This is a genomic window from Thioclava dalianensis, from assembly GCF_000715505.1.
In the GTDB taxonomy this organism is placed as follows: Bacteria; Pseudomonadota; Alphaproteobacteria; order Rhodobacterales; family Rhodobacteraceae; genus Thioclava; species Thioclava dalianensis.
The window spans coordinates 1-12582 of record NZ_JHEH01000026.1; the positions used below are offsets into that span (position 1 = coordinate 1).

Here is a 12582-nt window from a genome sequence, read left to right on the forward strand (position 1 = left end):
TCTCGCCCTGAACCTGCGCGATGGGGGCCTGCCACAGCCAAACCGGGTCGTAGGATTCGTAGCCGCGCTCTGCCAGACAGGCATCAAGCGCATCATCGCCGGGCCGCAGCATGAAGCGCGGGGTCTGACCCAAGGCGCGATGCCGGGCCTCGGCCTGCGCGATATCGGCCTGCTCCAGAGGCACCGCCAGCGTGGCGCAGCTGACACGCGAGCCGCCGCCCAACCCCTCACGGATATCGAAGCCGCCCGCGTGGTGGATCTTTGCCGCGGGCCACGTCGCATCAATGATCTCGGTCAGGTCTTGGGTCATGACGCCTCCGGGAAGGCGGCCTGCACCTCGCCCAATGCGGTCTCGACCTCACTCAAATCGGCGCCGCGCAGCACGAGGTTTGTGCCATAAGCGCCCTGTTTCTCAAACGGATAGGAGCCAATCGACAGTGCGGGATGGCGACCTGCAATCTCGCGCAACACATCAGCAACGCTCGATTCGGGCAGCCGAACCTCCCAGTTGCGCGTGATCAGTGCAGTCCCTCCGGTGAGACGCGGCAACAGGCCCTCGACCATCGCCTGAAAGATCTTGGGCACCCCCGCCATCACATGCACATTGCCACAGGAAAAGCCCGGCGCGGCCGAGACCGGATTGTCGATCAGCACCGCCCCATCGGGAATGCGCGCCATGCGCAGCCGCGCGGGCGTAAACTCGGCATCGCGCGCAGCATAATGCGCAGCCAAGATCGCGCGGGCATCGTCGCGCACGTCAAGGCCCACGCCCATCGCCTCAGCCACGGCATCGGCGGTGATGTCGTCATGGGTGGGGCCAATGCCGCCACTGGTCAACAGATGATCAAACCGCCCCGCAAGATCCTGCACGGCGGCGATGATCCCGGCATGATCATCCGCGATCACCCGGATTTCGCGGCAGTCGATCCCATGCTCTGCCAGCCGCCCCGCGAGGAAATAGGCGTTGCCTTCCCGGGTCCGGCCCGAGAGAATTTCATCTCCAATGATCAGGATTGCAGCGGTCGGATTGGGCATAGCAGGGCCTCCTTTTCCCTTGGTATAGGGCGCAGTGTGCGAACGGGAAAGGTCGGGTACTGGCCAAGCGGTGCAATTGTGACTATCTAAAGCGCGAAAGTGTTATGGAGTAGAGCCTTGGACGACAGCCACGGCCGTGTCACGAAAGACGGCATCCGCATCTACGAGCCCCGCGATTTCGACGGCATGCGTGCCGCATCGCAGGTGACGGCGCAGATTCTCGATGAGGTCGCGGACCTCGTCGTGCCCGGCGTGACGACCGCCGCGCTTGATGCGTTCATCGAAAAACGTGTTGGCGAAATGGGCGCAACCTCGGCCACCATCGGCTATCGCGGGTATCGCCACGCAAGCTGCATCTCGATCAACCATGTGGTCTGCCACGGCATACCCGGCGACAAGCGGCTCAAGGATGGCGATATCGTCAATATCGACGTCACCGTGATCCTGAATGGCTGGTATGGCGACAGCTCGCGGATGTATGTCGCAGGCGCGCTGTCGCGCAAGGCCGAGCGGTTGATCCAAGTCACCCATGATTCGCTGATGATCGGGATCGAGCAGGTCAAACCCGGCAACACATTTGGCGATATCGGCCATGCGATCCAGAAATTCGTCGAGGGTCACCGGATGTCCGTCGTGCGCGATTTCTGCGGCCATGGTGTGGGCGAGGTGTTTCACGCGCCGCCCAATGTGCTGCATTACGGGCGGGCAGGCTCCGGCGCGGTGCTCGAAGAGGGCATGATTTTCACGATTGAGCCGATGGTCAATCTGGGTCGTCCCGAAACCAAGGTTCTGTCCGATGACTGGACGGCGGTGACGCGCGACAAGTCGCTCAGCGCCCAGTTCGAACATTCGGTGGGGGTGACGGCAGATGGCGTCGACATCTTCACCACCTCGCCTGCGGGCCGCTTCCATCCGACCTGGCGCTGAGGCGCCCATCCCGGATGCTGCACATTTGCAGCCGCTGGGGTGACCGACTGAAGGAGAGTGCGATGAAACCTTCCATGACCCTCTACCTCGCCGCCCCGCGCGGATTTTGCGCGGGCGTCGACCGGGCGATCAAGATCGTCGAGATGGCGCTCGAGAAATGGGGTGCCCCGGTTTATGTGCGCCACGAGATCGTGCATAACAAATTCGTCGTCGACAGCCTGCGTGACAAGGGCGCGGTCTTCGTCGAAGAGCTTGAGGAATGCCCGACCGACAGGCCGGTGATTTTCTCGGCCCATGGCGTGCCCAAATCTGTGCCCGCCGAGGCCGAACGTCGCGAGATGATCTATGTCGATGCGACCTGCCCGCTGGTGAGCAAGGTCCACAAGGAGGCCGAGCGCCATTCCTCCAACGGCCATCAGATGGTGATGATCGGCCATGCCGGTCACCCGGAGGTGCTGGGCACGATGGGGCAACTGCCCGAGGGGGAGGTTCTGCTCGTCGAGACGGTCGATGACGTAGCCAAGATCACCCCGCGCGATCCCGAGCAACTGGCCTTCATCACCCAGACCACGCTTTCGGTCGATGATACCGCCGCGATTGTGGCCGCGCTTCAGGCGCGTTTCCCCGCGATTGTCGGGCCATCCAAAGAAGACATCTGCTATGCGACGACGAACCGACAGGCCTCGGTCAAGGCGATGGCCGGGCAGATCGACGCGCTGCTGGTGATCGGTGCGCCGAACTCGTCCAATTCGCGCCGTCTGGTCGAGGTTGGCAGCGCTGCCGGCTGCGCCTATTCGCAACTGGTGCAACGCGCCGCCGATATCGACTGGCGCGCCATTGAAGGTGCGAAAGCGGTCGGCGTCACCGCAGGCGCCAGCGCGCCCGAAGTGCTGATCGACGAGGTGATCGACGCCTTCCGCGCCCGCTATGACCTCACCGTCGATCAGATCGAGACCGCCCGCGAGGATATCGAATTCAAAGTGCCGCGCATGCTGCGCGAAACCGCCTGATGCGCGCAATCGGGCCGCGCATTCCGGGTCTGGCGCTGATCCTTGGCGCGGCGGGGCTGATCCCGTTCCTCTGGGGCGTTCTGGTGGTGCAGACCGGCGCGATGGTGCCGCCCGGCATGGCCGATCCGCGCATTGCCGTGCTGGCCTATGCGCTGATGATCTATTGCTTCATGGCCGGGTGTTTGTGGGGCTTTGCCGCCAAGGGAGAATGGTCGGCGGGCTACGCGATCTCGATTGCGCCGATCTTGCTTTTCATCGCGCTGGTGGTGCTTGGCATGCCGATCAACTTCGCGCTTATGATTGGCTTTGTGCTCCTCCTGCCGCTCGATTACATCTTTGCACGCAGCGGGCTGGCGCCGGGCTGGTGGATGAAACTGCGCATCGGGCTGACTGCGGTGGTCATAGCATGCCTGATCGCTTTGGTAAGGACCTAAGGGATGAAGCTCTATTCGATGCCCAGTTCGGGCAACAGCTACAAGGTGCGGCTGCTGCTCGCCCTGCAAGGCCGCGCCTATGAGCGGGTCGATGTCGAATATGACAGCGAGGCGCTTGCGCAGGCCCATCTGAGCGGCGCGCTGCCCTTCGGCAAAGCCCCTGCGCTGCATCTCGATGACGGGCGGGTTCTCGCGGAATCGAACGCGATCCTGTGCTATCTCGGCCAAGGCAGCGACTTCACCCCCACCGACAACTTCGCCCAAGCGCAGATGCTGTCATGGATGTTCTGGGAGCAAAACCAGCATGAAGGCGTGATCGCCGTGCGCGCCGCCCTCTTGCACTACGAACACCGCAAGCCAGAGGCGACGCCACAGCGGCTTGAAGAGCTGCTCACCCGCGGCAATGCGCTGCTGCAAGTCATGGAAGACACGCTCAAGGCGCAGACTTGGCTCGCGGGCGAGGCAATCACGCTCGCCGATATCTGCCTCTACGGCTACACCCACACCGCCGATACGCGCGGCGGCTATGATCTGCGCCCCTACCCGGCGCTTTGTGCATGGCGCGACCGGATCGCGGCGCTGCCCGGATATGTGGGGCTCGATGGCTGAGATCCATGCATGGACGGATGGCGCCTGCTCGGGCAATCCCGGCCCGGGCGGCTGGGGCGTCGTGATGCGCGCGATGGAGGGGGAAACCATCCTCAAGGAGCGCGAGCTGAAAGGCGGCGAGCCCGACACCACCAACAATCGGATGGAGTTGCTGGCCGCGATCAACGCGCTTGAGGCGCTCACCAAGCCCACCGCCATCACGATCACCACCGATTCGGCCTATGTGAAAAACGGGGTCACGGGCTGGATTCACGGCTGGAAGCGCAATGGCTGGAAGACCTCGAACAAGAAGCCGGTGAAGAATGTCGATCTCTGGCAGCGGCTCGACGCCGCACAGCTGCGCCATCAGGTGACGTGGAAATGGATCAAGGGCCATGCTGGCCATGCCGAGAACGAGCAGGCCGATGAGCTCGCGCGCGCGGGCATGGCGCCGTTCAAACCCGGCAAGGCGGGATGAACGCGCTGCCCGGAACGCTCGGGGAGTATCCCCTTGGCAATGCGCTGGATTATGCCTCGGTGCTGGTCTTTGCGCTGACCGGGGCGCTGGTCGCGTCACGCCAGCAGCTGGATCTCGTGGGCTTTGTCTTTATCGCGGCGCTGACCGCCGTGGGCGGCGGGACGTTGCGCGATCTTTTGCTCGGGCGCGACCCGGTCTTTTGGGTGGGCGATCCGACCTATGTGCTGATCGCAGCCGGGGCGGCGGTGGTGGTGTTCTTCACCGCGCATCTGCTGGAAAGCCGCTATCGCGCGCTTTTGTGGCTCGACGCCTGCGCACTGGCCGTCGCGGTTCCGGCGGGCGTGGCGATCACGTTGGAAATGGGCCATGGCGCCGCGATTGTGCTGATCATGGGCGTGGTCACCGGCACGTTCGGCGGGTTGATGCGCGATGTGGTTTGCAACGAGGTGCCGCTCGTGCTCAAGCAAGGTGAGCTTTATCTGAGCTGCGCATTTTCCGGCGCGGCCTGCGCCTTGATCGCGGGCGGGTTTGGCGTGGATCGGTTCTGGAGCCTGATGATCTGCGGCGGCGTGACCTTCGTTTTGCGCGCGGGCTCGCTTCGGTTTGGCTGGCGGTTGCCGGTCTACAAGCCGCGCCCCCCGCGCAATTTCTGACCGCCAATCGCCTAGAACAGGCTCAGGATCAGCGGCGCGAGAAATGCGGTCAGCACCGCGTTCATCCCCATCCCGATCGAGGCGAAGGCCCCGGCGGTCTCATGCACCTGAAACGCCCGCGCAGTACCGATCCCGTGGGCGGCGACACCGACCGCAAGGCCGCGCGCGCGCCAGTCGCGAAAGCCAAGCAGGTTGAGCATCGGGGTCACCGTGATCGCGCCGATCATGCCTGTGATCAGCACCAGAGCGGCGGTCAGCGACGGCTCCCCGCCAAGCTCTTGGGAAATCCCAATGGCCACGGGTGCGGTCACCGATTTCGGCGCGAGCGAGGCCAGCAGCACCGGGCCCGCGCCCATCGCCTTTGCAATCGCCAGAACAGAGAGGATCGCGGTGGCGGAGCCGACGACCAGCCCCGCCGCAATCGGCAAGATTGCCCGGCGCACCTTGGGCCAGTTGAGATAAAGCGGCACCGCAAGGCACACCGTCGCCGGGCCGAGCATGAAATGCACGAATTGCGCGCCATCGAAATAGCGCTGATAGGGCGTTCCGGTCGACAGCAGCACGCCCCCGAGGATCACCACCGCCACGACGACCGGATTGGCGAACGGATTGCGCCCGCTCAGACGAAACAGCAGATCGCCAATCCAATAGGCCATCAACGTCGCCCAAAGCCACAGCAAGGGCTCGGATGACAGGTAGGACCAAAGCTTGAACGGATCAGTCATCGGAGGCGCTCCCGGTCAGCTTCGCGACGATGACAAAGGCCGTGGCCCCCGCCACGATGGCCGCGAGGGTCGAGACGATCAGCGCCACGGCCAGCGCGGGCCCATGCGCGCGCAGCTCATCCAGATGCGCGACGATGCCAACACCGGCTGGCACGAAGAGAAGCGACAGATGGCTCAGGATGAATTGCGCAACCGGCGTCACGATGCGCCGCACACCCGGCGACAGGCTCAGCGCGACCAGCAAGAACAGCATCCCCAATACGGGCCCGGGCAGTGGCAACATCAACGCCCGCGAGAGAACCTCTCCGAAGAGTTGAAAGAGCAAGATCAGCGTCAATGCGGGGATCATCGGGGCCTCCTGAACAGGTGCGCCAATCTTAAGACGCCGCGCCGGAAAGCGAAAGCTGCAGATCGGAGGGCGCCGCACGGTTGATTGCTGTGGCGCAGGGCTGCGTCTATCGGGCGTGAGCCTGCGATTGTGCGGCTGGCGCATCACAGGAAAACCCGCGGGCGAGCGGCGGCAAATCGCCAATATCTTGTGGATAAGCGCCAATCCCACCCGATATGCGGTGCGTTTTGGTTGACTTGGGGCGGCAGGCTACGGAAACTTTCCCCCTCTGTTACAGATTCGAAAGGGCTGGCATTTGCGCTTCTCCCGTCTCCGCCTCAACGGTTTCAAGAGCTTCGTGGACCCCACCGATCTGGTGATCCATGACGGGCTCACCGGGGTGGTCGGGCCCAATGGCTGCGGCAAGTCCAACCTGCTCGAAGCGCTGCGCTGGGTGATGGGCGAGAACCGCCCCTCCGCGATGCGCGGCGGTGGCATGGAAGACGTGATTTTCGCCGGGGCGTCGTCGCGCGGGGCACGCAATTTCGCAGAAGTCTCTTTGCAGATCGACAATACCGAGCGGCTGGCGCCCTCTGGTTTCAACGACAGCGATGGGCTTGAGATCATCCGCCGGATCACCCGCGATGCGGGCTCTGCCTATAAGGTGAACAGTAAGGATGTGCGGGCGCGCGACGTGCAGATGCTGTTTGCCGATGCCTCGACCGGGGCGCATTCGCCCGCGCTCGTGCGGCAGGGCCAGATTTCCGAGCTGATCAACGCCAAGCCGAAGGCGCGGCGGCGCATCCTCGAAGAAGCCGCCGGGATCTCGGGCCTGTATCAGCGACGCCACGAGGCCGAGCTCAAGCTCAACGGGGCCGAGCAGAACCTGACGCGGGTCGATGACGTGATCGAACAGCTAGCAGCCCAACTTGCCCAGCTGGCGCGTCAGGCCCGGCAGGCCGCGCGTTACCGCACCATCGGCGACGATCTGCGCCGCGCCGAAGGGATGCTGCTGTTTCGTCGCTGGCGCGAGGCCGATATGGCCCGCGAGACCGCCCAAAGCGCGCATCGCGAGCAGGTCACGAATGCGGCCTCCGCCGAACGCACCGCGCGCGAGGCCGAACGCACCCGCGCCGCCCATGAAGAGGCTTTGCCACCGCTGCGCGAAGAAGAAGCCATTGCTGCCGCAATCCTTCAGCGGATCGTGGTCGAGCGCGATGCGCTGAGCGATCAAGAAGCGCAGGCACGTGCCCGGATCGCCACCTTGCAGGGCCGGGTGGAGCAGTTGAACCGCGACATGGAGCGCGAGGCCGGGCTCAACCGCGATGCGGGCGAGACGATCTCGCGGCTCGAATGGGAGCAGGGTCAGATTGCCAAGGCCTCGGAAGGCCATGACGACAAGCTGGCGCGCGCCGCCGATGACGCGCATGAGGCCGCGACGATCCTGCAAGATCGCGAGGCCCGCCTGACCGAGCTGACCGAAGATGTGGCCCGCCTCGCCGCCCGGCACCAATCGGCCCAGCGGCTGGTCAGCGACAACCGCGCCACGGCGGAAAAATCCGAAGCCGCCGCCACCCAAGCCAAGCAGGCTGCGGCTGCCGCGCAGGCGGCGCTTGAGAAATCGACCGGGGAGTTCACCGCCGCCGAGGCCGCGCAGAACGAGGCACAGGCCGCCGCCGAGGCTGCCGAAGAGGCGCTGGCCGCCGCAGACGATGCGCGCGCCGATCTGCAATCGCGCGAAAGCGCCGCCCGCGCGGCCCGTTCGGAGGCCGAGGGCGAGGCAGGTGCGTTGCGCGCAGAGGTGACCACGCTGTCGCGCCTCGTGGAGCGGGAAAGCTCTGGCGGCACGCAGCTTCTGGACCGCGTGCGTGTCGATAAGGGCTATGAGGCCGCACTCGGGGCCGCTCTTGCCGATGATCTGCACGCCCCGGAGGTCTCGGAAGATGCGGCGACCGGCTGGCAGATCTTGCCAAGCTACGGCACCGCGCAGACCCTTCCCGCCGGGGTCGAGCCTTTGTCCGATCATGTCACAGTGCCAGAAGTGCTCTTCCGTCGGATTTCCCAGATCGGGCTGGTCTCGGATTGGGATGAAGGCGCACGGCTGCAAGAACAGCTGCGCCCCGGTCAGCGTCTGGTGTCGACCGATGGCGACCTCTGGCGCTGGGACGGCTATCGCGCGGGCTCCGAGGATGCGCCCACCGCTGCAGCCTTGCGGTTGCAGCAGCTCAATCGTCTGGTCGAGCTGAAGCGCGATCTGGAGGAGATCACCGCACGGGCCGAAGGCGCGCGGCAGGCCCATGAGATGCTGACCGGGCAATTGGCCGAGGCCACCCGTGCCGATACCGCCGCACGTGAAGCGCGCCGCGCCGCCGACCGGGGTCTTGCCGAGGCCGGTCGGGCGCTCAGCCGTGCCGAAAGCGACCGCTCCATCGCCGGATCCAAGCTGGAAAGCGCCAAGCTTGCCGTTGCGCGTCACGAGGAAGAGGCAGGCGGCGGACGGATGGCTTTGCGCGAGGCCGAGAATGCCTTGGCCGCCCTGCCCGATCTGGAGGCCCAGCGCACTCAGGTCGACGCGATCAAGATGACGGTCGAGGCCGCGCGGATGACGATGATGACCAAGCGGTCCGCGCATGACGAGATTCGGCGCGAGGGCGAGGCCCGGCTGCGCCGCAGGCAGGAGATCACCAAGGAGTTGTCGGGCTGGCGGCACCGGCTTGAGACGGCAGAGCGGCGCTCCGCAGAGCTGGCCGCGCGCAAGGAGGAAAGCGAAGAGGAGCTGTCCGAGGCGAGCGCGATCCCCGAGACGCTGGCGGAAAAACGCGCCGAGCTGTCGGAGGACATCGCGAAGGCCGAGGCCCGCAAGACCGAGGCGAGCGAGCGTCTTACCGCCGCCGACGCGGCCCTGCGCGCCGCACAGCTCGCAGAACGCGACGCCGAGCGGCTGGCCGGTGAGGCCCGCGAGGCCCGCGCCCGCGCCGAGGCCCGCGTCGATGCCGCCCGCGAAACCGTCACCGCCGCCGCCGAGCGGATCATGGAGGAGACCGAGAGCACGCCGCAGAAACTGCTCGAGCGCCTCGATGTCGATCCCGAGAAGATGCCCGATGCGGAGGCGCTCGATACCGAGGTCAACCGGCTCAAGCGGCAACGCGAAGCCTTGGGCGCGGTGAACCTACGCGCCGAGGAAGATGCCCGCGAGGTCGAGGTCGAGCATGACGCCTTGGTCAAGGAAAAGGCCGATCTCGAGGAGGCGATCCGCAAGCTGCGTGCCGGGATTTCCGGGCTCAACCGTGAGGGGCGCGAGCGGCTACTGACCGCCTTCGAGCAGGTCAATGACAGCTTCCGCACCCTATTCACCCATCTCTTCGGCGGCGGTTCGGCCAATCTGGAACTGGTCGAGAGCGACGATCCTCTGGAGGCCGGGCTTGAGATCATGTGCCAACCGCCCGGCAAGAAGCTGAGCACGCTGAGCCTGCTCTCGGGCGGCGAGCAGACGTTGACAGCGATGGCCCTGATCTTCGCGGTGTTTCTGGCCAACCCGGCACCGATCTGTGTGCTCGACGAGGTCGACGCGCCGCTCGATGATGCCAATGTGACGCGATTCTGCGATCTGCTCGACGAGATGACGCGCCGGACCGACACCCGCTTTTTGATCATCACGCACCATGCGGTGACGATGAGCCGGATGGATCGGCTCTTCGGCGTGACGATGCAAGAGCAAGGCGTCAGCCAGCTGGTTTCGGTCGATCTGAAAAAGGCCGAAGCGCTGGTGGCCTGAGGCGCGGGGGCTCTGCCCCCAACGGACAAACCTGCGGTTTACCCGGTTTCCTCGGGATATTTGGATCAAGAGGAAGAGGGCGTGAATGCGCTTGCGGGCAGAGGCGTGCGCGCCTAGCTTTCGCACAAACAGTGCAGGAGGCCCATCATGGCAACTATCGAAGCGCGGCTCGCAGAGCTTGGGATCACCCTTCCGGACGCGCCGATGCCGGCGGCGAATTACGTGCCGTTCGTGCGCTCTGGCAATCAGATTTTTGTCTCGGGGCAGATCTCGAACGGGCCGGATGGTTTGATCAAGGGGCGGCTGGGCGCCAATATGGATGTCGCCGAGGGCGCGCTTGCCGCACGGTTCTGCGGACTGGCGCTGATTGCGCAGGCCAAGGCCGCGATTGGCGATCTCGACAAGATCGCACGGGTGGTGAAACTGACGGGGTTCGTCAATTCCACCGCGGATTTCACCGATCAGCCCAAGGTCATCAATGGTTGCTCTGATCTCATGGTCGAGGTCTTTGGCGATACCGGGCGCCATGCACGCTCTGCGGTCAGCGCTGCCTCGCTGCCCTTGGGAGTTGCCGTCGAGATCGAAGCGATTTTTGAGATCACCTGATGTCATTGCACCCTGATTTCCTGCGCCTGCCAATCGCCCATCGTGCGCTGCATGATGTGGCGGATGGACGGCCCGAAAACAGCCTTGCCGCGATCCGCGCCGCGATTGCGGCAGGATATGCAATCGAGATCGATCTGCAGCTCTCGTCGGACGGTGTCCCGATGGTGTTTCACGATTACCACCTGACGCGGCTAACGGGTCAGGACGGGCCGATTGCGCAGCGCAGCGCCGCAGAGCTGGCGGAGATCCCGCTGCTAGGGGGCGCGGAGGGGGTGCCGAGTCTTGAGCAGGTGCTGGAGCTGGTCGCAGGCCAAGTGCCGCTGCTGATCGAGATCAAGGATCAGGACGGGGCGCTTGGGCCGAATGTCGGTGGGCTCGGTCAGGCATCGGCGGCGCTGTTGCGAAGCTATCGTGGGCCGCTGGCGGTAATGTCGTTCAATCCGCATGCGATTGCCGATTTTGCCAGCGCCGCGCCCGAAATCTGTGTCGGGCTGACGACCTGCGATTATGCGCCCGAGGATTGGCCGCTTATTCCAGAGCCGCGCCGCGCAGAGCTGCGCGCGATCCCGGATCTTGAGCGGACGAGGGCTGGGTTCATCTCGCATCAGGCGGAGGATCTGGGCGCGCCACGGGTGAGCGAACTCGCAGCCCAAAGCCTGCCGATTCTATGCTGGACGATCCGCTCTCCCGAAGAGGAAAGCGCGGCCCGCGCAATCGCCGATAACATCACTTTTGAACGCTATCTTGCGGCCCTGCCCGCTTGACCCGTTCGATTGCGGCCCCAGATTCACCCGATGGACATCTGTTATACTTGGGGATGAATGGATCAAAGCGTTGAAATCACGCTTTATTCGGATATTTCCGAAATAAGCGAAAACGAGTGGAATGCCTGCGCCTGCCCCGAGGTCGCGGACGGAGCGCGCGCCTTTGATCCGTTCACGACGCATCGCTTTCTGGCCGCGCTCGAGCAATCGGGATCGGTGGGGCCCGGCACTGGCTGGGACGCGCGCCATCTGGTGGCGCGCCTGGGCGGGCAGGTGATCGGGGTCGCGCCGCTCTACGTCAAATCCCATTCGCAAGGGGAATACGTCTTCGATCACGGCTGGGCCGATGCCTTTCACCGGGCGGGCGGGCGCTACTACCCCAAATTGCAGGCCGCCGTGCCCTTCACCCCGGTCGCGGGGCGGCGGCTTTTGGTGCTGCCAGGGCTGGAGCAGGCGGCACGCGGCGCGCTTCTGAGCGGGATGGCGCAGATCGCCGAGGGGGCCGGGGTTTCCTCGATCCATATGACCTTTTGTACCGCGGAAGAGATGAAGGCCGCGGAGGCGCTTGGCTGGCTTGGCCGCACCGGTCAGCAATTTCACTGGTTCAATCGCGATTATGCGGATTTCGACGGATTTCTCGCCGAGTTGTCTTCGCGCAAGCGCAAGGCACTGCGCAAGGAACGCGCCCGGGCGCAGGAGTTTGGCGGCGAGATCGTGCAGCTGACGGGCGATCAGATCCAGCCAGAACATTGGGACGCTTTCTGGACCTTCTATCAAGATACCGGCGCGCGCAAATGGGGCACGCCCTATCTGAGCCGGGCCTTTTTCGACCTGCTTCACGAGATGCGCGAAGATGTGTTACTTGTGCTCGCGCTCCGTGATGGGCGGCCGGTTGCAGGCGCGCTCAATCTGATCGGGCGCGAGGCATTGTTCGGGCGCTATTGGGGATGCATCGAGGATCATCCCTTCCTGCATTTCGAGCTGTGCTACCATCAGGCGGTCGATTACGCGATTGCCCATAAATTGCAGCGCGTCGAGGCTGGCGCGCAAGGAGACCATAAACTGGCCCGCGGCTACCTGCCGGTGCCGACCTACTCGGCGCATTGGATTGCGCATCCCGGCCTGAAACAGGCCGTTGCCGATTATCTGGAGGCAGAACGGGCTGCCGTCGATGAGGATATCGAGATCCTCACCGAAATGGGCCCGTTTCGAGCGCGGGCGGAACCCTAAGGCCAACGTGACGTTTGGCCGAAGATAGA

General features: G+C 64.7%; 13 protein-coding genes and 1 pseudogene. 10 read left to right on the forward strand and 4 right to left on the reverse strand.

Annotated features, from left to right (window positions below):
* Both DL1_RS15835 and DL1_RS15840 read right to left on the reverse strand, forming a co-directional pair.
* Positions 1-310: pseudogene (locus tag DL1_RS15835) on the reverse strand (GNAT family N-acetyltransferase); the annotation flags it as partial.
* Complete coding sequence (locus DL1_RS15840; protein ID WP_038068188.1) at positions 307-1035, reverse strand: competence/damage-inducible protein A; 729 nt, start codon at positions 1033-1035, stop codon at positions 307-309. The gene DL1_RS15840 and the pseudogene DL1_RS15835, both read right to left, overlap by 4 nt.
* Positions 1036-1152: 117 nt before the next feature.
* Between DL1_RS15840 and map the strand changes: the two genes are divergently transcribed.
* From map to DL1_RS15870, 6 genes are all read left to right on the forward strand, one after another.
* Positions 1153-1962 carry a type I methionyl aminopeptidase gene (gene map, locus DL1_RS15845; protein WP_038068189.1) on the forward strand — a complete coding sequence of 270 codons (810 nt, stop codon included), beginning with the start codon at positions 1153-1155 and terminating at the stop codon, positions 1960-1962.
* Positions 1963-2024: 62 nt separating this feature from the next.
* On the forward strand, positions 2025-2972 hold the full coding sequence (ispH, locus tag DL1_RS15850) for a 4-hydroxy-3-methylbut-2-enyl diphosphate reductase (RefSeq protein ID WP_038068190.1): 948 nt from the start codon (positions 2025-2027) through the stop codon (positions 2970-2972).
* Positions 2972-3406 carry a DUF3429 domain-containing protein gene (locus tag DL1_RS15855; protein WP_038068193.1) on the forward strand — a complete coding sequence of 145 codons (435 nt, stop codon included), beginning with the start codon at positions 2972-2974 and terminating at the stop codon, positions 3404-3406. Before ispH ends, DL1_RS15855 begins: the two co-directional genes overlap by 1 nt.
* 3 nt (positions 3407-3409) lie before the next feature.
* Positions 3410-4015, forward strand: coding sequence for a glutathione S-transferase family protein (locus DL1_RS15860; protein ID WP_038068195.1), 606 nt, complete (start codon positions 3410-3412; stop codon positions 4013-4015).
* Positions 4008-4472 carry a ribonuclease HI gene (gene rnhA / locus DL1_RS15865; protein WP_038068196.1) on the forward strand — a complete coding sequence of 155 codons (465 nt, stop codon included), beginning with the start codon at positions 4008-4010 and terminating at the stop codon, positions 4470-4472. The genes DL1_RS15860 and rnhA overlap by 8 nt, the downstream gene beginning before the upstream one ends.
* Complete coding sequence (locus DL1_RS15870; protein ID WP_051693624.1) at positions 4469-5125, forward strand: trimeric intracellular cation channel family protein; 657 nt, start codon at positions 4469-4471, stop codon at positions 5123-5125. The genes rnhA and DL1_RS15870 overlap by 4 nt, the downstream gene beginning before the upstream one ends.
* A gap of 11 nt (positions 5126-5136) precedes the next feature.
* Here DL1_RS15870 and DL1_RS15875 read toward each other — a convergent pair whose 3' ends face one another.
* Both DL1_RS15875 and DL1_RS15880 read right to left on the reverse strand, forming a co-directional pair.
* The gene (locus DL1_RS15875; RefSeq protein WP_038068198.1) at positions 5137-5850 is read right to left on the reverse strand and encodes an LrgB family protein; all 714 of its coding nucleotides are present in this window, start codon (positions 5848-5850) and stop codon (positions 5137-5139) included.
* Complete coding sequence (locus DL1_RS15880) at positions 5843-6199, reverse strand: CidA/LrgA family protein (RefSeq protein ID WP_038068200.1); 357 nt, start codon at positions 6197-6199, stop codon at positions 5843-5845. The genes DL1_RS15875 and DL1_RS15880 overlap by 8 nt, the downstream gene beginning before the upstream one ends.
* Before the next feature lie 295 nt (positions 6200-6494).
* On the opposite strand from DL1_RS15880, the gene smc reads away from it, so the two are divergent.
* The 4 genes from smc (at position 6495) to DL1_RS15900 (ending at position 12553) form a co-directional block, all read left to right on the forward strand.
* On the forward strand, positions 6495-9953 hold the full coding sequence (smc, locus tag DL1_RS15885; RefSeq protein ID WP_038068202.1) for a chromosome segregation protein SMC: 3459 nt from the start codon (positions 6495-6497) through the stop codon (positions 9951-9953).
* A gap of 147 nt (positions 9954-10100) precedes the next feature.
* Positions 10101-10559 carry a RidA family protein gene (locus DL1_RS15890; protein WP_038068203.1) on the forward strand — a complete coding sequence of 153 codons (459 nt, stop codon included), beginning with the start codon at positions 10101-10103 and terminating at the stop codon, positions 10557-10559.
* Complete coding sequence (locus DL1_RS15895) at positions 10559-11323, forward strand: glycerophosphodiester phosphodiesterase family protein (protein ID WP_143081624.1); 765 nt, start codon at positions 10559-10561, stop codon at positions 11321-11323. Before DL1_RS15890 ends, DL1_RS15895 begins: the two co-directional genes overlap by 1 nt.
* Before the next feature lie 57 nt (positions 11324-11380).
* Entirely contained in the window at positions 11381-12553 is a 1173-nt protein-coding gene (locus DL1_RS15900; RefSeq protein WP_038068205.1) for a GNAT family N-acetyltransferase, read from the forward strand.
* The last annotated feature ends 29 nt before the right edge of the window (positions 12554-12582 follow it).